We start from the raw sequence: 23,886 nt of genomic DNA, 5'->3' as shown, positions 1-23,886 counted from the left end.
TGGACCATTTTATTTTCTATTTCACAACCTCAACCCAGAACCCTTTTGTTCTGGCCAGGAATGTATTGTCGTACATGGCTTCGCACTGTAATCCCGGTAAATAATAATTTCCTAAATACGATGCGTTTAACAAAATTCGGAATACTTTGGTTTCTCTGGCTTTCATTCCAAAATAGAAATTGGTTCTGTCGTCGCGAATGTCAATATAATCTGCGATATTATTTGTTGCATCACCGTAGTCGGTGAAACGGGTATTAACGATTTCGAATCCTGAAGGCAAAATTTGCGATAATGCCACATTCTGAACGCTTTCATTTCTTTGATTTCTTACCGTAACTTCTGCAACAAACTCGGTTCCCTGACTTATTTTCGAAACATTAATGACACTGCCTTTTCTGTTTTTGAAAATAATATTGGCCGAAACATCACTCTGAATTGCATTTTCCTGTCCTATTGGTAATATTCCGGTATTTAAAACACGAACATAAACGGTGTTGTTTTTAAGATTCTTTAAAACCACACTATTCGCACCTGCCTGAACAACTAAACTTCTGTCAGCGATTGTCTTTTGCGTGTTTATGGTTTCACCTTTTCCGTTTTTACTGAACTGAAGGTTGATCCCTTTTGGCCCGTTACTTGCCGCAAATTTAGACATCGCATACAGGCAATACGCTGTTGTTTGTGTGCTCATCCATTGGTTTGTCGACATTTCTTTTGCCAGTTTTGAAGCCATAGTGAATGCTTTTTGCGTTTGCCCTAAAAGAAGCATCGTTTCTAAAGCCATTGCTCTGTTTCTTTCGCTTGAACCATAGTAGTAATAATTATACTCATTAGATTCATTGTCGATACTGGCATGTAATAATAAATTTTGTCCAGCTGATTTCTGCCCGGCCAAAACATACGCAGCTGCCAGACGAAGCTTACTTTCGTTTGAAATCCCTTTCGTTTCACGCAATCTGTTCATCGAAGACAAATCGGCATTGCCTGCCAGCGCTAATGTATACAACCTATAGGCCTGAGCAAGATCATTGCCATACTTCGCTTCAAAACGCCATTGTTTGGCTTCTTTTTGCTGGTATGAAATCCATTTTGATTTGAAGTTAATTGGTAAAACATACCCTTTTTTCTCTGCTTCAATCAGGAAATGTCCGGCATATGAAGATCCCCAATCATCGGCGGTTGTATTTCCCTGCCAATACGACAAGCCACCAGACGGCAATTGAAAGCTTCCTAATTTGGTAATTCCGGCAGTGATGTTTTTCTGAATGATTCCTTTTCGGGTATTGTCCAAATCGACAATATCACTTAAAAACAACTGTGGAAAAACAGACGAAGTAGTTTGCTCTACACAGCCATGCGGATACTGAATAAGGTATTGCAATCTTCCATTCAAATTGATAGTTGGCATTGACGAAACTTCCAATCTGGCTTTATTACTTCCTGAAACTCCAAAGGTTTTCCATGTAATTGTTTTGGTACTGTTTGGAGGTAAAACAACATCGGTATAGGTATTTGTAACCGGATTAGGATTGGTCATATCGATCTCTACATCATAAACCGATCTTTCTTTTCCGGAGGTCGCAATTACCTGAACTTTAGCAATTCCGGTAGCAGAACCCACTACCAGATTAAAATACGCCATCTTTTCATCAGGCTGTGTAAAATTCAGACTTTGGGCAGCACTTCCCATTACTTTTAATCCGTTGCTCGTTTTAAGCTGAAGAGTTACTCTTTTAATATTTTTTTCGGTCGCAAAAACAGTAACCGGAAGAGTCACTTTTTCTGAAGGCGATATTTTTCTTGGCAACGAAGCCAATACCATCAACGGACTTTTAACCGGAGTTGCTTTTTCTACACTTCCATAAGCACTTGTACTGGCATCACCCGCCACAACCATGGTTCGAACAGAACCTATGTATTTTGGCAATTTTAACTGATGTGCTTTTGTCTGGCCTTTTTCTAATTTAAACGGTCCGTAATACAACACTACAGGTTTAAATCGGTTGGCTTTTTTGGCTTTTCCACCGCCTAAATCCTGATCTCCACCAATACTGAAGATTTGATTTATTTTTCCGCCATAGGCTCCGATTACATCATCGTAAATATCCCAGGTTTTAACTCCTAAAGCTTCACGAACGTAAAAACTATCCCAGGCATTTGGTGTTTTAAAACGGGTTAAATCCAGAAGTCCTTCATCTACAACTGCAATCGTATAGGTCATTTCTTTACCGGTTTTCTCTCCCACTTTTACCGTAAAAGTCTGCTCCGGTTTTAAAACATCCGGCATGGAAAGGGTTGGTGCTAAAATGGTGTTTTTATCTACTACTTCGATCGGAACGATTCCGTACATACGAATAGGCGAGTCGTTTTTAGTCGAAGCATGAGGCTGTAAAAGTGTGATATTAAAATATACGTTTGGCGCCATCGCTGCTGTAATTGGAACTTCCACTTTGGTTTCGCCCTGTTTTGATTTGGCCCAGATGGTCTGTACCACTTTTGATCCGTTTTCAATCGAAATCAAAGCACGACCGCCTTCACTTGACGGGAACGAAATTTGCGCTTTTTCGCCTACCGCATAATTTTTCTTATCGGTAGAGAATACCAACATATTGGCTGTAGACGCATCTCTGTTACGGGTTTTTCCAGACCAGACTGGCCAGTCAATATTTACCGTTAAAGCAGTTGCATGTCCATCGGTATTATCCGCAACACGTATTAAATAGCGTCCCCATTCTTCATCGCTTAAAGAAAGATCAATACTTCCTTTCCCTCTGGAATCGGTATCGATCACAAGGGTTTTATAAGAGGTAGTCGCATTTGATGAATTATAATTCGAGAGATTATCGCTGGAAGCATCCCACCACCAACGCCAGTCTACTTTAAACACTTTTACTTCCAGATTTCGAACTGATTTTGGTCTTCCGTTTTCATCCACGGTAACAATATCAAAACGGTTGTTCTTTCCGGTTTCCAGCATTCCGTATTTATTAGGTTCCGGTGCTTTTATCCCTACGTAGGTTTTGTAAGGTGAATAGGTCGTCGAAATAACATCGGTACTGAAATCGCCTCCTTCTTCATATACTTTTGTAATAAATGAAGCGCGAAGCATTCCCGGAGCCTGTCCTTGCAGTTTTGGCTGAATAGGAACTGAAGCTCTTCCACTCTCGTTTAATTTTCCGGAGAAAACATTGATCTCTTCCGTGCTGAACTGGCGTACCAGATCGTCAAAATTAAATTTCTCATAGCCTTTAAAAGTAGTTGTTTGCTGCGAAAATTTCGCCTGCATTTCTACATTCAGATTTTTTGCAATGGCACCATGAAGCCAGGTCACTTCAAGATTGCTGTTGTTAGGATAAGAGGACGATAGTGTTTTTCTGGAGAACGTATTCTTGATTTTTAAACGGTTCGGTTTGATCGTTTCTATTTTTATGCTTTTGTAAAACTTAGCACCTCCCACACTTATCATTGCTTCCCAGTTTCCGGTTGGCGCATCGGCACTTGTTGGAACTATAAAACTATAATGATTCAGGTCATTTGTTTTCTGAATGGTCTGATAGGTCGTTTTACCATTCGGATCGTTCAGTCGCAATTTAATTGGATGTGATTTCGGAAGTTTATTCGACGCATCGTTTAAGATAAAGGACAAATACACATTGTCTCCCGGACGCCAAACGCCACGCTCTCCATAGATAAACCCTTTTAACCCTTTTTGCAAAGTCTCCCCTGCAACATCAAAGTTACTTACCGATAACGAATATCCGTCATCCAGTTTCACATAAGTCGATTGATCCCCCAAAGTAACGATAGCGAAATAGGCAAATTTATTGAGCTGAAACGAAGCAATCCCTTCGCTGCTCGTAGCCGCAGTCGCAATTTTTTGCTGTTGAAAGGTGTACAAATCCACTCTTGCGTTCGAAACAGGTTCTGTGGTTACAATATTATTTACGGCAAATAAGTACGATTTATTTTCACCTCTTTTGGCTATAACTCCTAAATCTGTTGCTAAAATATTGGTCGCAATTCGGGCATTATAATAGTAAGATCCTGAACAAGGGTCCTGACTTTCTCGCCAGTCATAATCGTCATAATAGTAATCATCGTACGAATTGCCACTGTAGTTTACATCATCTTCATCTACCTCTTCTTCCTCTTCGCCTTCTGAATCTCCTTCAGACGTTTCACATTTGTACAGTGAATATTTCTTTTTGTAAACAAATTCTACGCGATAAATAGCTCCCGGTTCAGGCGTAATTATTTTAGACAAATCCAAAGCAAAGGTGTTCCACTTCGCCGGATTTATCAGTTTGCTCTCAATTAAATTCAGTGTGGTTTTCGCCACCGGCTGCGCCACTTTCTTGAGATTCTGACTTCCGTTCAGCTCATTGTACTGCAGAAACTGAAGAATGTTATTTTTATAAATTTTATACACTTTTACATCTACAGCACTTAAATTTACCGCTTCAAAATTCAGTTTCAGATTGTTTGAACTTGGCAGGATGGTTCCGTTTTTAACAAATCTAACGTTCGGTTTTATCTGGTCAAAATTGATTTTTTCGGTATAATTTGCGTCCATCTTTTTGCCGTACTGGCTTTCAATTCCCTGAAAAACTTCAAGCAGCAATTCCCCCGATAAAACGGGTTCCGGCTCCGGACTAGCTTCCTCTTCCTGAACTACCACCACGGCACTATCGGTCGCTACCGCTGCAGAATCGACCACAACAGCTGCAGAATCAACAGCTATAGCTGCGCTTTCTTCTACCGCTACCGGCACTGGCACTTCTTTTTTCTCCGGTGCTGTATTGCTAAAATATACTTTCAGCAGGTTTCCCTGAGTCGAAAACTTGAGATTGTTGGTATTCTGAATCGAAACCAATCCTTTAAAATCCTGGCCTTTTTCTAAGGGCTCCGAAAAATTAATTACAACGGACTGATTGCTTCCCTCGGGAATATCAACTTTTACAATTTTAAATTCTTTTAAACCCGTAACGGCATAATCCAATTGCCCTTTCTGGTCGATATCAAAATCACCGCCATCGTATGCGATTTCCAGATTCGAAGCTTCTAAATAGCGTTGAATACTGTCAATTTTAAAATTGAATTCTTTGGCTGAGCCTGATTTTTTTTCGAATTTAATTTTAAGATCACTTCCATTCTGACGGGCCGTAATTAATTTTTTAGCCGTTTCGATATCCATATTGTCTGCCGTTTTTAGAACGCAGTTCAGATACTGGTAATCTTTACTGTACGATTGAATATCCATCGTATTGATGGTGAAATCCTGCTTGATTGTTTTGACTGTGAAGTTGAATTTCGAAAGTGTCTCCTCCTTCTCTTTCGGAATAGTGATGAGCTTGTCTAAGTTTAAGGTCACCTGATATTCTGTTCCTGCTTCTAATTTTTTCTCCGGAATAAAAGCAATCGTATTGGTCGAAAGCGCCACTACTTTTCCACGGACATTTGGCGAAATATCAAATAAATCGTCGTCTAATTCCTGATTGACTTTCCATTCCTTTTTATCAAAAGCCAAAACGACTCTAATGTCAGATTCCGAAGAGACGATTCCTCCCGTAAAACTGACAATGTACTCTTTGAATAATGAAAAATCGGAATTGAAATCGGCAGCTGATTTTCTGCCGCAGGATTGAAAAATAAAAAACACAAAAAACGCGAGAAATAGTCCTTTTACTTTCACTTTAATTTAGAATTACAGGTTTATGAATTTGGAAATTGACAGCATGTTTTAGCTTTAACCGCTCTATGATTAACTAGTGGTTTGTCAATTATATTGCATAAATATAATGTATTTTTCTAAATCTTTTAAGAGGAAAATTCAGCAGAGTGAATTATTTAACTTTTGTTGAAAATTCAAAAAAAGTTATTACAAAAACACTATATTTCATATATCTTAATACGTAAAAAAAATGTCCCGCAACTCCAACAGTTATTCTACGGAAAATGAATTTATCATTAAAAATAAAAATATCATTATATATCTGCTGGGGATAATTTCATTTTTGATTTTAATTGCTTTTGCAGACTATTATATTTTACCCTCTTCAAAAACTAATGATACAATAACTAAGTACTTTGTTCGAACTTCAGGAAAATCCGGACAAAAAGTTTCTTATCATTATTTTACACATAAAGGATTTACTTTTTCTACTACAAAAGAATACATTGAAGAAAATAATATTGAAATTGAAACTTCCTTACTATTTAAATTTGTAACAAAAATAAAATCCAAAACAAGAAACTACACCGATCTTCTTTCAAGTGGCTTTAGCATTAATGGGATTCAATTCTACGCTTGTCTTATTCTCCTTATTTCAATAGGGATAAGTACAAAAATACTACTTTCAAAAAAAGGCTTCTCCGAAAATATGTTTTATAATATCATCTGCTTTAATTGCTTTATGATGTTTATATGTGTTTACCTTGGAGGATATTTATTCTAATTACTTACGTCTCTCCACAAAAAAACGTTTCATTAAATCGGCGGCTTCATTGGCCATGATTCCTGAAACTACGGTCGTTTTTGGGTGCAATTTGGTTCCCATGGTCATAAAACCACGTTGCTCATCACGTGCACCAAAAACAATTTTTGAAATCTGACTCCAGTACAAAGCTCCCGCACACATCTGACAAGGTTCGAGGGTAACATATAAAGTGCAGTCTTTGAGATATTTTCCGCCTAAAAAGTTGGCCGCAGCGGTTATGGCCTGCATTTCGGCATGAGCCGTAACATCGTTAAGCAATTCGGTTAAATTGTGACTTCTTGCAATGATTTTATCGGCAACTACAATGATTGCTCCAACAGGAATTTCGCCTTTATCAAAAGCCATTTCAGCTTCCTGCAAAGCTTTTTTCATAAAATATTCGTCGGTGAAGGGATTTATCATAAGTGCAAAAATAGGTTTTTTTGAAATAATTTCCCCTGAGTTAAAGTCAAGAAAGCGCTAATATAAGGTGAAGCTTTTACTTATTTTTTGATAACCAGGTTCAAATCATACGAACGATTTCGGCCTTCTCCTCTTGGCATCAAAATCTTCTTTTCTGTCAAATCCTGTAAATCTCTTGTTGCAGTTGCTCTTGAAGTTTTAGCAATCGAAATGTATTTTATTGCCGTCATCCCGCCCACAAAACCGGAAGTTCCTTTTTCGAACATTTTCAAAACAACTTTTGTCTGTCTCTCATTCATTTTATCCTTAAACTCGTCCATAAATTTGCTTTTACTTAATGTAAAAAGTATAATTTGTTTCGCATTTTTTTGAGCGTCTAAAATCAAATTAGAGAAATAAAAAATCCAATCTGTAATCTCCATAGTGCTTTGAGCTTCTTTTAAAGATTGGTAGTACTTTTTTTTATTTTTCTCAATCGCACTTGAAATACTCATTAAAACAGGTCGATTTAAAGATTCCGAAAGACATTTTTCAGCAATAGCCCTTCCAATTCTTCCATTTCCATCTTCAAACGGATGAATGCTTTCAAAATACAAATGTGCAATAGCTGTTTTAATTAGTGCTTTTTTAAAATCCGTGGCTTTGACTTCAAAAGCATTGTACCATTGAATGAATTTTTTCATTTCATCAGGAACCTGTTTGGATGGAGGCGCCTCAAAATGAACCGTTTCTCTACCATAACTACCCGAAATAATTTGCATCGGTTCTTCTCCGGATCTGTAATTTCCAGGACTAATATGTTTTGAATATTCCATCAAAATGCCATGCCATTGCTTTATCGAAAATTCCGTTAGTTTATCTGAATAGGCATTCCTTATTGTGACCATCAGCTTTCCAATTGCCTGTGCATTTTTATTTCGAATAGAATCAAAAACACCGGTTATCCCTAAATTTTTCTTAATAGAAGACATTATATCTTCCCTGCTAAAAAATTCACCTTCTATTTCAGAAGTTTTGATCGCTTCTGAAATCATAAATTGTAAAATAGTTTCCTGCTGAATTATCGTTGACAAGGAATCGACAAGTCCTTTTACCTCTCCTGTTTCAAATGCAAATTCAACACATAATGAATCTATTACAGTATCATCATATGCGAATTTTTCCCAGTCCGGTAACTGCCAATTGTAGCTCATGAGGCAATAAATAAAATTAATCGCCTCAAATATAGCGATTTTTTGAGGCAATTAACGCTTTTAATTGCCTCATTTCTATAAAAACCATCTATTTAAGGTTCGCGTTAAACATTCAAAAAACAATAATTAAATTTAAAACCGTAAATTTGCTTTTTACCTTACAATGAAAAGCAACTTACTCTCCAACATACACAATCCCGCCGATTTACGCTTGTTACCCGAAGCGCAACTTACTCAGGTCGCACAAGAATTACGCGATTTTATTATTGATGTTGTTTCGGTCAAAGAAGGGCATTTAGGATCCAGTCTGGGTGTAATCGAATTGACTATCGCGCTGCATTATGTGTTTAATACGCCCGACGATTTATTGGTTTGGGATGTTGGCCATCAGGCTTACGGTCATAAAATTTTGACAGAGAGAAGAGCCATTTTTCATACCAACAGGCAACTGGAAGGTATTTCCGGTTTTCCAAAAAGGAGCGAGAGTATTTACGATACTTTTGGTGTAGGGCACTCCTCTACTTCTATCTCGGCGGCACTTGGAATGGCCATTGCCTCAAAACTAAAGGGCGATTTCGACAAACAGCATGTTGCTGTAATTGGCGATGCGTCAATTGCTTCGGGGATGGCTTTTGAAGGTTTAAATCATGCCGGGGTTACAGATGCTAATCTTTTGGTGATTTTAAATGATAATGCTATCGGAATTGATCCGAGTGTGGGTGCTTTGAAAAAATATTTAACAGCCGTTAAAAACGGGAAAAATCCAAAGCAGAATAACATCATCAAATCGTTAAACTTTGATTATTCGGGTCCGATTGACGGTCATGATCTTCCGGCATTAATCAAAGAACTCCATCGCTTAAAAAAAATAAAGGGCCCAAAGTTCCTGCACATTGTTACCACAAAAGGAAAAGGTTTACAGCAAGCCGAAGAAAATCAGGTAAAGTACCATGCACCCGGAAAGTTTGATGCTTCGACCGGAGAGCTTTATTCAAAATCAGAAGAAAACTTAGCCCCCAAATATCAGGATGTTTTTGGTCTGACTATTTTAGATTTAGCCAGAAAGAACGAAAAGATTATCGGAATCACTCCTGCAATGCCCTCCGGAAGTTCGCTTAAATTTATGATGGACGAGATTCCGGAACGTGCTTTTGATGTGGGAATAGCCGAACAACATGCCGTAACACTTGCGGCAGGAATGGTTACACAGGGTATGATTGTGTATTGCAATATTTATTCGACTTTTTTACAGCGCGCTTACGATCAGGTCATTCACGATGTTGCACTGCAAAACCTCCCTGTTATTTTTTGTCTGGACCGAGCAGGCTTGGTAGGCGAAGATGGTGCGACACATCACGGTGTTTTTGACATTGCCTATTTACGCGCTATTCCGAACATTATTATTTATGCTCCTCTCAATGAAATTGCTTTACAAAATATTTTATACACCGCTCAGTTAGGATTAAATCATCCCATTGCCATTCGATATCCAAGAGGCCGTGGCGTTTTACCAAATTGGGAAGTAGAAAATTTCGGACATTACAAAAAAATTGAAATTGGTGCAGCGACCTGCTTAAAAACAGGAACAAAAACAGCCGTTTTATCCACCGGAACAATTGGAAATAATGTAACCGCAGCACTAAGCGAATGTTCCAATTCCGACACCATCGCCCACTACGACTTTCCTTTCATTAAACCATTAAATATCAATATTTTAAATGATGTTTTTTCAAGTTTTGAGAGGATCATTACGATCGAAGATGGTGCTATAAATGGTGGTTTTGGAAGTGCCATTTTAGAGTTTGCAGCCTCAAACAATTTCAAAAATACTATCGAAGTTTTAGGTGTTCCCGACAAGTTTATCGAGCACGGAACAGTAAATCAGTTACAACAATTGTGTAAAATTGACGTTAAAAGTTTGGTAAATCTTTTTTCAAACGACACAAAATAATTATTTTGCGCTGTCAAAAAATAAAAATCACAATGAAATTATTGCGTTCTACCCTTTTGCTTTTGTTGCTTTTGTGTACTTCAAATAACTTTGCCCAAATCATCCAAACGACTTTAGACCCGGGTGAATTACCTGCTCCACCGTCAAACTGGACAAAAAAAAATCAATTGGGTTTTGACATTTCTGAGATTGCTTTTGTAAACTGGAGTGCAGGGGGAACAAGTTCGATTTCAGGACTTTTTAAAGGCGAATTTAACCGAACTTACGTTAGAGGAAACCACAAATGGGCGAATGAACTTATTATAAAATACGGTTTAAACCAGCAAGACGGTACCGAACTCCGAAAAACCGATGATGCTATTTTATTCAACTCGACTTACGGTTTTAGAAAAGATACCATCTCCAATTGGTATTATTCGGCAAAATTCAACTTCAATACGCAATTTACCGACGGATACAATTACCCAAATAAGGATGTTGCGATCTCCAGACCTTTCGCACCTGCTTATGTCTTTCTTGGAGCCGGAGCTGAAAACTCTAATAAAAAGAAAAACAGAACGCTTTACTTCTCTCCAATAACCTTAAAAACTACTTTGGTTCTGGATCAGGCCTTAGCCAATCAGGGAGCCTTTGGGGTTCGAAAAGCGACTTATATGGTAGACCCTATGGATCCAAATTCTAAGATTTTACTAGAAAACGGACAGAAGGTTAAAGCCGAGTTTGGTATTCTGCTTACCGGATACATGAAAACCGAGATTTACAAAAATATTTTTTACGAAAACAGGCTGAGTTTGTACACCGATTATCTGAACAAATTTGGAAATGTCGACATCGATTATGATACCCGTCTGGACCTTGTGGTAAATGCTTATGTAAAAGCCAATATTGGTGTACACCTGGTTTATGACGACGATATCAAAACCAAAATAGACGTTTGGGATCCTGCTACCGGAACAACCTCACAGGTGAACAACGGACCAAGAGCCCAGCTAAGACAAGTCTTAGGCGTGGGTCTGGTTTATGCTTTTCAATAGCATATTATTTATTTTTTCTTCCGTTGATTGTTTCAAACAATTCAAGGGCATTCCCGTCGGTTAACAAAGAAACGTAGTGGCAAATATGCAGCAAACGTTCGTATAAATTGGTTTTCTCTAAATGGTGTTTTTCAGGCAGCATTTTCAAAAGCAGTTTGTCATAGTTTGAAGCTGTTCCTTCGTATTTATTGTTAAAAGCGGTTATAAACTTGTCCAGTAAGGTCTGGATAATCTGATAGCCTACAATTTCTTTTTCAACCACTTCGCGGCTTTGGTAGATTTTATCGACACTTAGTTTGATAATATCATCCATTTGTGCTTTGTATTTACTTTTATCCGTTAAGGCAAAAGGAAATTTACCCTGCAGAATAGCCTCTTCATTTTCAACAAAAACATTCACAGCATCATTAATCAGGGTTCCGATAGCCAAGGCACGTAAATAACTAATTCGGTCTTCTTTTGTTGTTAAAGTCTTGTATTTGGCTACTCCGATATTGTCTTTTACCAGTTTGATTAAATATTCCAGCGCATAATCCTCCGAAACTAATCCCAGATTTATTCCATCTTCAAAATCGATAATGGTATAACAAATGTCGTCAGCCGCTTCGACCAAATAGGCCAAAGGATGTCTCTCAAAACCAATATCGTCTCCGGATTTGTTGACAATCATGCCCATATCATTGGCTACTTCTTCAAAAAATGATTTGTCGGTCTGAAAGAAACCGTATTTTTTATCGGCGATATTCTGCGTTGGTTTTTTAGGCAAACTTTCTTTCGGATATTTCATAAACGCACCCAGTGTAGCATACGAAATACGAAGTCCGCCCTCGATTCCTGGGCGACTTGCCGTAAGAACCGAAAAACCGTTGGCATTCCCTTCAAAATCAATTAAATCCTGCCATTGTTTTGCCGTCAACTGCTCTTTGTATTTCAATCCTTTTCCTATCGAAAAATATTCGCCAATTGCTTTTTCTCCCGAATGTCCAAAAGGGGGATTCCCAATATCATGCGCCAGAGAAGCTGCTGCCACAATGGCCCCAAAATCGTTCATATGGTAGCCGTGAACTTCTTTTAAATGAGGATATTTTTCAATGATTTTTTTTCCAACCAAACGTCCAAGAGAGCGTCCTACCACCGAAACTTCCAAACTATGTGTTAACCTGGTGTGCACGAAATCTGTTTTTGAAAGCGGAATTACCTGAGTTTTATCCTGTAAAGAGCGAAAAGCTGCCGAAAAAATAATTCGGTCGTAATCAACCTCAAACCCCAGTCGCGTATCGTCTTGTTCTACACGTAATCTCTTGCTAGTGTCGCCTTGGCGCTTGAGTGATAAAAGTTGTTCCCAGTTCATTTTCAATTTTAGATTTCAGATTGTTGATTTTAGACTTTTGGATCTAAACGTCAAAAATACGTTTTATTTTAGGATAATATTGAAGAAAAATAGGCCACAGAATAATTTAATTGAAAAGATTAAATGCTTTTGTTCGCCACGAATTCACGAATGAATCTAACCGCAATACTTTGTGATAATTCGTGGAATTCGTGGCAAAAAATCCAAGAATCAATTGTAAAAAAATCATTATAATCTGTGTAATCTGTGGCAAAACTAAGCCACTAGCATCAAAACTCCAATGCTGTACTGTGTTTGATTTCTCCCATCACAAAAATACTGTTGGTATTTCCGATGTTTTCGATTGTCGATAGTTTGTTCATTACAAAATCCTGATAACTGGCCATGTCCTGAACCAGAATTTTGAGCATAAAATCGTAATCGCCGGCAATATTATAACACTCTATAATTTCAGGAAGAGCCACGATATCTTTCACAAAATTACTTCCTACATTTTTAGCATGCTCTTTTAAACGCACATTGCAAAAAACAATCATCCCGCGATTCATTTTCTTCTTGTCCAGCAAGGCCACATATTTGGTAATATATCCGTCACGCTCCAGCCTTTTTATACGCTCATAAACGGGCGTTACGGTTAGAAATAATTTGCTGGCAAGATCTTTTGTATTGATATTGGAGTTTTCCTGAAGGTATTTCAGAATCAATAAATCGGTTTTGTCTAAGTTTTCCATAGTATTTTTTACGGCTAAAGTTCTTCTTACAAGATTTTATCAGTAATATAATCTTTTAAAAACAGATTTTAAAAGACATTTTACTTAAATACAGCTCAAATATAAGTTATAAAATCCAATACAATAAATTTGCACAGTAAAAAATACTGAATCAAAAATGAAAACAAATAATTTAGGATACCCAAGAATTGGTAGCAACAGAGAATTAAAAAAAGCCTGTGAATTGTACTGGGCAGGGAAAATCTCGGCAGACGAGTTAATCGAAACCGGAAGAGACATTCGTCGCAAAAACTGGTATTTACAATCGGAAGCCGGAGTAGATTTGATTCCGTCTAATGACTTTTCGTTTTATGATCAGGTTCTGGATCTGACTTTAACGGTTGGTGCAATTCCGGAACGCTACCACGAACTGGCAAAAACAAACAGTTCTATCGACCTGTATTTTGCTATGGCAAGAGGGGCACAAAAAGACGGTCAGGATGTTGTGGCTATGGAAATGACAAAATGGTTCGATACCAACTACCATTATATTGTTCCTGAATTTACGAAGAATCAAAAATTCGAATTGTTTTCTGAAAAGATCATTACTGAATTCAAAGAAGCTAATGCTTTAAAAATTGCTACTAAACCTGTTTTGATAGGACCTATCTCTTACTTGCTTTTAGGAAAAGAAAAAGAAGAAGGTTTTCACCGTATTGACCTGATTGACAAACTGCTTCCTGTGTATTTCGAAATTTTCAAAAAACTGCAAGAAGAAAATGTCGAATACATTCAACTTGATGAACCTTTCCTGGCGTTAAACTTAACCGATAAAGAAAGAAGCACCTTCACAAAAGTGTACAACGAAATCCATCAAAATTTCCCTCAAATTAAAATCGTTCTGGCCAACTATTTTGATTGTTTTGGAGAAAACCTAAGCACCGCTTTGGCTTTGCCGGTGGATACCTTTCATTTAGATTTAGTGCGTTGTCCTTCTCAATTAGACGATATTTTAGAATCAGGTCAGCTGGCTTCCAACACCAATCTTTCTTTAGGTGTAGTTGACGGAAGAAACATCTGGAAAAACGATTTCAGTAACTCTTTACAACTGATAAAAAAAGCCACTGATGCATTGGGTGCAAACCGAATTCTGATTGCGCCATCCTGCTCTTTAATTCACAGTCCCTGCGATTTAGATTTAGAAACAAATGATGCAACGCTGACTCCTGAAATCAAACAATGGCTTGCTTTTGCCAAACAAAAAATCAACGAAATTGTGATATTGAAACAATTTGCTTCTAATGAAACTGACATTAAAAACTCAGCAGATTATGAACAAAATGTGATCGCCAATAACAATCGCAAAACGTCAACATTAATTCACAATAACGAAGTTAAAACACGTGTTGCCGGAATTACAGCTTCAGATGACAAGCGTAAAAGCACTTTTGCAACCCGCAGAAAAAGTCAGATCGAAGCTTTAAACCTGCCTTTATTTCCAACCACAACGATTGGATCTTTTCCTCAAACCGCTGAAGTGAGAAGCTGGAGAGCGAAATTTAAAAAAGGGGAGTTAACGACCGAACAATACAATGATTTAATCGAAAAAGAGACCGAAGCTACAATTCATTTTCAGGAAGAAACAGGAATTGACGTTCTGGTTCACGGAGAATTCGAACGTAATGATATGGTGGAATATTTTGGAGAACAATTGTCCGGTTTTACTTTTACTAAAAATGGCTGGGTGCAAAGTTACGGAAGCCGTTGTGTGAAACCTCCGGTTATTTACGGCGATGTTTCAAGACCAAATCCTATGACGGTAAAATGGTCTAAATATGCACAATCCCTGACTCCGAAATGGGTTAAAGGAATGCTTACCGGGCCGGTTACTATTTTACAATGGTCTTTTGTACGTAACGATCAGCCGCGTTCGGTAACCTGCACACAAATTGCTTTAGCGATTCGCGATGAAGTAGTCGATCTGGAAAAAGCCGGAATCAAAATCATTCAGATTGACGAGCCTGCCATTCGTGAAGGTTTGCCTTTGCGAAAAGAAGAATGGGCCAACTATCTGGATTGGGCCGTAAAAGCATTCCGTATTTCTGCAAGTGGTGTTAACGACGATACACAAATTCACACCCACATGTGCTACAGCGAGTTCAATGACATTATTCAGAATATCGCCGATATGGATGCCGATGTGATTACGATCGAATGCTCGCGCTCTCAAATGGAACTTTTAGATGCTTTTGCCAACTTTAAATATCCAAACGAAATTGGCCCCGGAGTTTATGACATTCACTCCCCACGTGTGCCTTCAAGTACCGAAATGGTTCGTTTGTTAGAAAAAGCAGCTGCGGTTATTCCAACAGATCAATTGTGGGTAAACCCGGATTGCGGTTTAAAAACCCGTCATTGGGATGAAACCAAAAAGGCTTTAATCGAGATGGTTGCTGCAGCCCAGGAAATGAGAGCAGCCGTTGAAAACACCGCTACTTTTTAATTTTATTTGAATATATTTTGTTTTTTTACTGCCAACCGGCGGAGTCGAAACTCTTGTAGTTATGATTTTTTTCGACTTCGCTACTGTTGGCATTTTTTTTTTAGCAGCAGAAGATTTTTTTTCAAAAGACCTTCAGTCCCGCTATCCGTTATATCTTTTATGGCGAACCACGCCACAAAAGGATAGCACTTCTATCGGGGCTAAACGACAAATTTTACTTTTCATAAGATAGGCAATAAAAAAAAGCATCCGCTGCGGCGGATGCTTTTCTTAAATAGAATATCATTGTAAGATTAGAAATTCTTTGAGATCCCTATAGAAAAAGCTTTTCCTAAACTGAAATTAAAGTTTTTAAAATCTCTTTCTCCATTACTATAATTCAGACTGTTATATCCTAATCCCCCAATATTAAAGTTCAGACCAAAACCATTATGAACATTAATAAACAGAGCCGGAGTTACAGTCGCATAAACGCCATCTCCTTTTTCGGTGGTAATAATATTTGCCTGTCTCTGGAAACTATCTTTACGATTTTGAAAACCTACTCCCAAGTCGGTATAAAATGAAAAAGTCTGATTTAATGGTTTAGTGTAGCGAACAAATCCTCCCAGAGAAAAATTTTTTGTTTTTCCCACTAAAAAATCTTCATTTTTACTTTGATAAATTCCTACAGCCGATTCAATACCTGCTGTCCAATTTTGATGAAACTGATAACCTACTTTTGGAGAAAAAGAAAATTGACTTTGTTTATTATCTCCATCGGGATAAGAATTTGTCTGATGATTGTATTCAACACTTCCCATAACCAAAACAGAGCCTTTTTGAGCATTTGCAAAACTAAACATCGTTAGTGCAAGAATAAGTAACATTTTTTTCATAGTTGTTATTGTTTAAAATTTAATCATATTTCACAACAACAATGCCGTTATTTTTAACCATTCTAAACTAAAAACACAAACACCTAACTTTCAGTATTTTAAACCACTAAAAAAACACACCCTTTAGAATCTGCTTTTCATTGAAACAAAAAAAGCATCCGCCGCGGCGGATGCTTTTCTGAAATTGAATATCATTTAAGACTAGAAGTTTTTAGAAACTCCAATGTTAAATGTTCTACCAAAATTAAAGTTGAAGTTTTTAACTTCTGGTCCATTGTTATCATAGTTTAAAGTGTTGTACCCTAAACCACCAATGTTAAAGTTTAAACCAAAACCTTTTTTCATGTCGATAAAAAGAGCTGGTGTTACACCAATGTACATACCATCTGCTTTTGCAGTTGAAGTAATTGGTCCAGTGTACGTTTTATCTTTTGCACTTTGAAAACCAGTTCCTAATTCAGCGAAGAAAGAGAAAGTTGGATTCAAAGGAATAGTGTAACGTAAAAATGCACCTAATTTAGTAGTGTTGTTTTTAATTTCGTTTACTCCACGATCTTCTTTACTTGAACCAAAAGAAGCCTCACCCCCTACAGTCCAGTTGTCGTGAAATTGGTAACCTACTTTTGGAGAAAAATCAAATTCATTCGTTTTAACCTCATTGTTTCCTAAAGTTCTGGTTTGAGAAGTGTAACCAATACCACCACCAACTAAGATTGTTCCTTTTTGTGCGTTTGCAAAGCTAACCATAGCTAATGCAAGAACCACCAACATTTTTTTCATTATAAATTATTTTAAATTTGATTTCCATTTAACAAGAACGATGCCGCAACGACTGGCTTTTATATTTTTTTTATGATTTCTTTAAAAGATAAAAATGTAGCAATCGAGCGTATTTCTGTTTACTTTTGTAGCAAATAAAAAGTCATGTCGATAGCAGTAAACAACATATCAAAAAGTTACGGAACTCAAAAAGCGCTAAACGAAATTTCATTCTCTATTGAAAAAGGAGAAATCGTCGGATTTCTTGGTCCAAACGGAGCAGGAAAATCTACATTAATGAAAATTTTGACCACCTATTTGTTGTCAGATAACGGCTCAGCCCTTGTAAACGGTCATGATGTCATGACGGACGCGAAAGCAGTTCAACGTTCTATTGGCTATTTACCCGAACACAATCCGTTGTATTTGGATTTGTATGTTCGTGAGTATTTGGCTTTTAATGCCGATGTTTATCAGGTTCCAAAATCAAGAATCGAAGAAGTCATTCAACTGACAGGACTGTCAGGTGAAAGCCATAAAAAAATAGGACAATTGTCTAAAGGATACCGCCAGCGTGTGGGACTTGCCAATGCTTTACTGCACGATCCGGAGGTTCTGATTCTGGATGAACCTACTACTGGACTGGATCCCAATCAGTTGATGGAAATTCGAAACGTAATCAAAAATGTAGGGAAAAATAAAACCGTTTTTCTGTCTACACATATTATGCAGGAAGTTGAAGCCATTTGCGACCGTGTCATTATTATTGACAGAGGGCAAATTGTGGCCGACAAAAAATTAGACCACCTGGTTTCTGAAGATAAAGCACAAGTAATTGAGGTTGAATTTGATTATCAGATCGAAGAACAGCTTTTGGCAAAACTGGAAAACATTACGGCTTATAAAAACACACATGATATGACCTGGGAGCTTACTTTTGTGGCTGACAAAGATATGCGTCCGGCTATTTTTGATTTTGCCAATGCAAATGGATTAAAGACACTACAGCTGAATCAGAAAAATAAAAACCTCGAAGCCGTTTTTAGGGAAATTACAAAATAAACCCTCGGAACTCCGCTTCTTTTTAAAGCTAAAACCAATTTATTCCGCCTCGGGATAAATTGGTTTTCTTTTTTTTACTCCGCCTCGCTTCTTCCTTTTTTTTCAAAATCCATGAAGCCTTGTTTTTACTGGTTTCAGCATCGATTTCACCTCCTTATTTTCAATTTTCCACTTTTTTGCAAAAATAAAAACCCTTAAAAATCAAGGAGTTAAAATATTTGTCACAAATTTTAACTATATTTATTTAGACTTATTATAAATAGTGTTATATTTGACAACTGAAACTTCAAATAACATCCCATGTTTTCCATACTCCTCCCTATAAAAACGACCGTTTTCAAGTTATCAAACCGTTTGTCACTTCTTCAAGATATGCTTTCTGACAAACTCGAACAGCTCGTTCTACAATAGAGCACAGCTGCCAGAGAATAGCAACTTTCTGCTTATACGCCAGATAAACAAATTACTTTAAATCCCCTATCGCATAAAATATTACAAACATCATGAAGCATATTATAACATCTATTGTACTCGCATTTTCAGTCTACGGATACTCGCAGACAGAAAAAGGAAGAGACAGCATCGTCGAAACCTCGATCAATGCATTAGATGAAATTGTAATCACAAAAAAGAAAGTTTTATATACTCAAAAATCAGATCGATTGGTTTTTAATGTCGAAAACAGCATTGTTTCTGAAGGCGGTACTGCTTTAGACGTTTTATCACGCGCTCCTGGCGTTGTAGTGTCTCAGGACGGAGAATTATCGATTCGCGGACAACAGGGTGTCGGGGTAATGATTAATGGCAAACTAACGCAGCTTTCGCAAAAAGAACTGGCCAATTACCTAAAGTCAACCACCTCATCCAATATCAAACAAATTGAAGTGATTACCAATCCTTCTTCAAAATACGACGCTACCGGAAAAGCCGGAATTATTAATATTGTTCTAAAAAAACCCAATGCAGGCGGACTTAAAGGAACGGTGTTTACCAACTATGGAAGAGGCCGTAAAAACCGAACAAATTCGGGCGTAAACCTGAGTTACAACAAAGATAAGTTTGGCGTTTACGGAAATTACAGTTACACTTTCAGAGGGGAAGAAGAACGCAAAGAATTCGATCAGATTCAATATACAGACAATACCCGTCAAACTATTTCGACAAAAAACCATCAGACTTCGGTTACCGATGAACCACTGACTTCTAATAATTTTAAGATTGGTACCACTTATGAGGTTTCACCCAAAACCAATTTAGAAGTGTATGTGGATGCAAAACTGGGCCGTTATGAAAACATTGCCAATGGTAAAAATACCTTGCTGAATGCCTTAGATCAGGTACAATTTGATGCCTTTACCTACAATGACAGCAAAGAAAAATGGAACGATTATACCTATGGTTTCTCCGGCGTTCACAAGTTTAATACCGAAGGAAAAAACATGTCTTTTGATTTTGAATATGAAACATCAAAGTTCAGATCAAATCAGTTTCAGAGTGCCAAAAACACCAATCCTGCAGCTGTAGCAGTTAACGACCGCAGAGGTTTTATTCCGTCGCAGTTGAGTGTTTTTACCGGAAAAATTGATTTCGTCAATCCGTTAAAAGAAAAACAATCTATCGAATGGGGAGTTAAAGCCAGTGTGAAAAACAATGACAATCCATCGGTTTATGAGTATTACGACAACAATCAATGGATCGTTGATGCTAATTCAACCAATCATTTTGAATACAAAGAGCAAATTTATGCCGCTTACGCCAATTATAAATACCAACTGGAGAATTTCAATATTCAGGGAGGTCTAAGAACCGAATATACGGCCATAAATATTTTACAGAAGACTTTAAATGAAGAACACAAAGACGATTATTTAAAATGGTTTCCCAGTGTTTCTTTGAAATATGAGTTAAGCAACGATCATTCTTTGCATGCCTCCTATAGTAAAAGAATCAACAGACCAAGTCAGTTTGATTTAAATCCGTTTCGTTTTTATGACGATTCGTTCAACTATTCACAGGGAAATCCGAATCTGGTTCCTGAGATTACACATTCAACAGAAATTGGATATGCCTGGAAAAGTGCTTTTATGGCTTCGTTGTATTTCAGCAAAACCAAAGATGTTTTTACAGAGGTTTACGATTACAATCCTGCCAATAACACTACGGTGACCTCTCAAATTAATGTGGCCAAATCATACAATTATGGCGCAAACATTACCAATACAGCCGAAATTTACAAATGGTGGTCGGTGAATACCCTTTTCAATATTTTCGAAAACAGGTTTATGGGGAATGTAGTGAATACGGATAAAATTGACCCAATTGTTACTTTAAATCTAAGTGTTCAGAATTCCTTTACGATCACCGAAAGCTGGAAAGCCGAAGCCAATGCACAGTACCAATCAAAATCTAATCTTGGGATTTATGAAAGAGATGCTTTTTTTGATTTTAGTATTGGTATTTCAAAACAGGTGCTGGCTAAAAAAGGAAATATCAAACTTAATATTACAGACATTTTTAATACTAATAATTTTCACATCAATTCGGTTATAGCGCAAACGAGCATCAATAAAAGATACGATCTTGACAATCGTATTGCCACTATAGCCTTTACATACAGAATTTAATATTTTGGATCTTTAGTTTCCTTGTTTTTGTTTTTTTTTTGAATGAAAGAGCCTGTTTGTAGTTAGCAGGCTCTTTTTGTTTGTGGGGTTAACCGTAAAGCATAGTATTTTTGCTCGCAAAGCCCCAGAGACGCAAAGTTTAATCTTCTGGCGCTTAACATCTTGCTGGGATTATTTATCCTGTAACACACTACCACAAATAAAAACCTTGAAAATGATATTGAGACCTTTGTCAGACTGAGCGAAGTCGAAGTCCCCCCAAAGTAATTCGACATACATAATTTCCACTTCTATTCGTCTGACAAATTGAACAGACCTAGCTGCTTTTCATTCCTTACCAAGCAAAAAAAAGTCTTTTGAGGAATCTTACTTCACACAAAAGACTTTAAGGAAACTAACTAACACTAAACAACTAAAATCAGATGAATTTACCCTTTTGATTTTAGTTTTTTCTTTCTTCCCCACCAGATATAAAATCCGGTAATAGGTAAACTCGCACAGAGTAAACTGGCGGTGAAATAAATGATCTTGGTCGACAATCCTCCTATTGCACCAATATGAAGACTGTAATTCGATCGCATCAACCAATCCGAAAAACGTTCGTTCCCAATATATTTTTCTGATTTCGGAAGTAATTCAAGCGTTTTGGAGTCAAAATACAAATCTCTCCAAATGCCTTTGTGCATATCTGTACAGGCATAAAAATCATCTTTTGGATCATCTGGAAAATGAATGATGACCGCTTCTTTATTTTCCTGGGCAATTTCTGTCCGAACCTTTTTCCAGATCAAATCGGCAGCGGTCAGCTTGTCCAGTTGGGGCTTAGACAGAGGCTTTGCGACCGAAACCGTTTGTTCTTTTACTTCTTCCCATCCGCCACTAATCCAGTACGTACTTTCTCTTAACCAATGAAAACTCATTAACAATCCGGTAAACGAAATTAATAGCGCCAGTATAAGTACATAAAACCCCATTACATTGTGCAAATCATAGTTGAGACGTTTGAATTTAGCATCCCACTTTACTTTAAAACTGCTGTTAATGGTTGTTTTGTTCCATTTTTTCGGAAACCATAATATCAGTCCGCTTATCAGTAAAAAGAAAAAAATAAAGGTTGCCCAGGCTGTGATCTGTGCTCCAATATCCCGTTCCAGCCAAAGATTTCGATGTCCTTCGTCGATAATATGAAAGAAATCTTCATGATCTACCATTCCGGTAATTTTAGCCGTATAGGGATTTACATAAATCAACGAATCCGATTCGATATCGACTTTAACTGATTTGTCTAAACCATTATACCAGACCCCATGAATTTCTTTGTTGGGCAGTACTTTTTGTACCGCGGCATAAATTTGAGAAGGAGGCAGCAATCGCTCTGGACTTTGAGCCTCGACATTGAGCCAGGGCGAGGTAAGCTGTTTGATTTCATGCTCAAAAACCAATATGCAGCCGGTAATTGCCATGATAAATACAATTATTCCCGAAGCAAGTCCCAGCCATAAATGCAGCCAGGCATTGATTTTACTAAAACGTGATTTTCCTTTATTGGGCGGCTTGCCGGTACGGCTTTTAAAAATATTCATTGCAATAATAATTAGGAGCTAAGACGGTATTTATAGACAAAACGGTTTGAGGATTGTTTCGTGATCCTCAAACCGTTTAAAATTGCATTACTTTAGTAGGTAAGTTTACCAATTGAAGGCAAGTAAAGACCTTCTTTGATAAGCGCTCCGGCTTTTGCAGTTCCGGTTGCAATATCAATTTGGTACACGCGGGCTTGTTCTCCTGTTACAAAACTTTTGTACGCTTTTCCGTTTTCTACAAACATACTTCCCAATCCGAAGAATTCATCTCCTCCATGATCCGGCAATCCTGTAACGGCTAAAATGGTTTTGGCAGATAAATCCAATATGGCCGACTTGAAAATAGGCTTGGTACCAAGAAAACTATAAACGGAATTGACAGCATCAACCTCGTTAGGAATATAAGAGATAAAAACTTTTTCTCCTCCTAAAGGATATGCAGCAAGAACTTTTCCTTTTAAGGTACTTGACTGAAGATCGAAAAAGTAACCCGGATCAAACTTGGCATCGCCTTTTCTAATACGTAAAACTCCGGAAGAAACTCCTGTAACCGGATAACCTCCTGCACGGGCATTAGACGAGAATGTATAAACATCTCCTGATTCTGTCTGAACAATTCCGGTATTGGTATAATAAAGTCCAATGGCGGTTGTTCTTGCATCTTTTATGGTGCTTACATATTCTAAAGAAGGGTATTTGTAAACTCTTACCGTAGCATCCGATGATAATACTTTATTCGTTCCGTCACTAACATCTTTGGTGTAAACCGGAACAAAAAGTTTGTCTCCAGAAACTGCTGCTCCTGTTGGCCAGTATAATATTTTTTTGTTTGCCGGATTAACACTAAAATCGTTAAACTTACGGCCATCGATAGAAACTGTAGTCGGATTGTAAATCATCAATTCATAATCGGATGAACTACCATCCCAGGTTGCCCCAATATTGATCATTTTTTTATCGTCGGTATATCCTACAGCATAAGAAGACTCGAAAGAAAGCTTATCTCCTGCTGCCAACTTTCCGGTATTGTTCAAACGAAAAGATACCGATCCTTCGTCTCCGGTACTTAGGGCAAAAAAGGTATTATTCACCGGAAAACAGCTTCCTTCCTGCTCGATTCCAACTCCTTTTGCACTAATTTCTCCGGTCATTAACTGATCTGTAGAATTAAAATCCAATATATACTGCGTATAATCGGCCAACCAGTACGATGCAACATATTTAGTTCCATTTACAGCTGGCGTTTCCTCTTTAGACGAATCATCACTACTGCATGAAAAGGTAGATAATGACAGAAAAGCCAATGCAAAGCATTTTGCGAATTTGTTTACAAACATGA

15 protein-coding genes are annotated in these 23,886 nt (G+C 37.5%); 6 read left to right on the top strand and 9 right to left on the bottom strand.

From position 1 onward, the window contains the following. Positions 1-16: 16 nt before the first annotated feature. Positions 17-5,692, bottom strand: coding sequence for an alpha-2-macroglobulin family protein (locus OLM61_RS10150; RefSeq protein WP_264526224.1), 5,676 nt, complete (start codon positions 5,690-5,692; stop codon positions 17-19). Between the two features lie 229 nt (positions 5,693-5,921). Here OLM61_RS10150 and OLM61_RS10145 point away from each other — a divergent pair, with 229 nt between their 5' ends. Further along, on the top strand, positions 5,922-6,455 hold the full coding sequence (locus OLM61_RS10145) for a hypothetical protein (protein ID WP_264526223.1): 534 nt from the start codon (positions 5,922-5,924) through the stop codon (positions 6,453-6,455). Here the strand turns inward: OLM61_RS10145 and OLM61_RS10140 are convergent, their stop codons facing one another. Both OLM61_RS10140 and OLM61_RS10135 read right to left on the bottom strand, forming a co-directional pair. Next, positions 6,456-6,899: a nucleoside deaminase gene (locus tag OLM61_RS10140; RefSeq protein WP_173964272.1), complete on the bottom strand. Its 444-nt coding sequence runs from the start codon at positions 6,897-6,899 to the stop codon at positions 6,456-6,458. 80 nt (positions 6,900-6,979) lie between these two features. Further along, positions 6,980-8,092, bottom strand: coding sequence for a Fic family protein (locus tag OLM61_RS10135; RefSeq protein ID WP_264526222.1), 1,113 nt, complete (start codon positions 8,090-8,092; stop codon positions 6,980-6,982). 163 nt (positions 8,093-8,255) lie between these two features. On the opposite strand from OLM61_RS10135, the gene OLM61_RS10130 reads away from it, so the two are divergent. Then, entirely contained in the window at positions 8,256-10,043 is a 1,788-nt protein-coding gene (locus OLM61_RS10130) for a 1-deoxy-D-xylulose-5-phosphate synthase (RefSeq protein WP_264526221.1), read from the top strand. A gap of 32 nt (positions 10,044-10,075) precedes the next feature. Continuing rightward, positions 10,076-11,077, top strand: a complete 1,002-nt coding sequence (locus OLM61_RS10125; protein ID WP_264526220.1) for a DUF3078 domain-containing protein — start codon at positions 10,076-10,078, stop codon at positions 11,075-11,077. Positions 11,078-11,081: 4 nt separating this feature from the next. Here OLM61_RS10125 and OLM61_RS10120 read toward each other — a convergent pair whose 3' ends face one another. Both OLM61_RS10120 and OLM61_RS10115 read right to left on the bottom strand, forming a co-directional pair. After that, on the bottom strand, positions 11,082-12,428 hold the full coding sequence (locus OLM61_RS10120) for a deoxyguanosinetriphosphate triphosphohydrolase (RefSeq protein WP_264526219.1): 1,347 nt from the start codon (positions 12,426-12,428) through the stop codon (positions 11,082-11,084). 269 nt (positions 12,429-12,697) lie between these two features. Further along, positions 12,698-13,159 carry an Lrp/AsnC family transcriptional regulator gene (locus tag OLM61_RS10115; protein ID WP_089477889.1) on the bottom strand — a complete coding sequence of 154 codons (462 nt, stop codon included), beginning with the start codon at positions 13,157-13,159 and terminating at the stop codon, positions 12,698-12,700. A 157-nt stretch (positions 13,160-13,316) separates the two neighbouring features. Between OLM61_RS10115 and metE the strand changes: the two genes are divergently transcribed. Then, the gene (metE, locus tag OLM61_RS10110) at positions 13,317-15,641 is read left to right on the top strand and encodes a 5-methyltetrahydropteroyltriglutamate--homocysteine S-methyltransferase (RefSeq protein WP_264526218.1); all 2,325 of its coding nucleotides are present in this window, start codon (positions 13,317-13,319) and stop codon (positions 15,639-15,641) included. A 293-nt stretch (positions 15,642-15,934) separates the two neighbouring features. Here the strand turns inward: metE and OLM61_RS10105 are convergent, their stop codons facing one another. Both OLM61_RS10105 and OLM61_RS10100 read right to left on the bottom strand, forming a co-directional pair. Further along, complete coding sequence (locus tag OLM61_RS10105) at positions 15,935-16,519, bottom strand: porin family protein (protein WP_264526217.1); 585 nt, start codon at positions 16,517-16,519, stop codon at positions 15,935-15,937. Positions 16,520-16,720: 201 nt separating this feature from the next. Next, positions 16,721-17,299: a porin family protein gene (locus OLM61_RS10100; RefSeq protein ID WP_264526216.1), complete on the bottom strand. Its 579-nt coding sequence runs from the start codon at positions 17,297-17,299 to the stop codon at positions 16,721-16,723. Positions 17,300-17,443: 144 nt separating this feature from the next. Between OLM61_RS10100 and gldA the strand changes: the two genes are divergently transcribed. Next, positions 17,444-18,340 carry a gliding motility-associated ABC transporter ATP-binding subunit GldA gene (gene gldA / locus OLM61_RS10095; RefSeq protein WP_264526215.1) on the top strand — a complete coding sequence of 299 codons (897 nt, stop codon included), beginning with the start codon at positions 17,444-17,446 and terminating at the stop codon, positions 18,338-18,340. A 503-nt stretch (positions 18,341-18,843) separates the two neighbouring features. Beyond that, positions 18,844-20,964 carry an outer membrane beta-barrel family protein gene (locus OLM61_RS10090; RefSeq protein WP_264526214.1) on the top strand — a complete coding sequence of 707 codons (2,121 nt, stop codon included), beginning with the start codon at positions 18,844-18,846 and terminating at the stop codon, positions 20,962-20,964. A gap of 428 nt (positions 20,965-21,392) precedes the next feature. On the opposite strand, the gene OLM61_RS10085 is transcribed toward OLM61_RS10090, so the two are convergent. Next, positions 21,393-22,547: a PepSY-associated TM helix domain-containing protein gene (locus OLM61_RS10085; protein ID WP_264526213.1), complete on the bottom strand. Its 1,155-nt coding sequence runs from the start codon at positions 22,545-22,547 to the stop codon at positions 21,393-21,395. 92 nt (positions 22,548-22,639) lie between these two features. Further along, on the bottom strand, positions 22,640-23,884 hold the full coding sequence (locus OLM61_RS10080; protein ID WP_264526212.1) for a DUF4374 domain-containing protein: 1,245 nt from the start codon (positions 23,882-23,884) through the stop codon (positions 22,640-22,642). Positions 23,885-23,886: the final 2 nt, after the last annotated feature.

This window comes from Flavobacterium sp. N502536 (assembly GCF_025947345.1).
Classification (GTDB): Bacteria; Bacteroidota; Bacteroidia; order Flavobacteriales; family Flavobacteriaceae; genus Flavobacterium.
The sequence above is the reverse complement of the archived record's forward strand: the minus strand, read 5'-3'. Positions and strand labels throughout refer to the sequence as shown.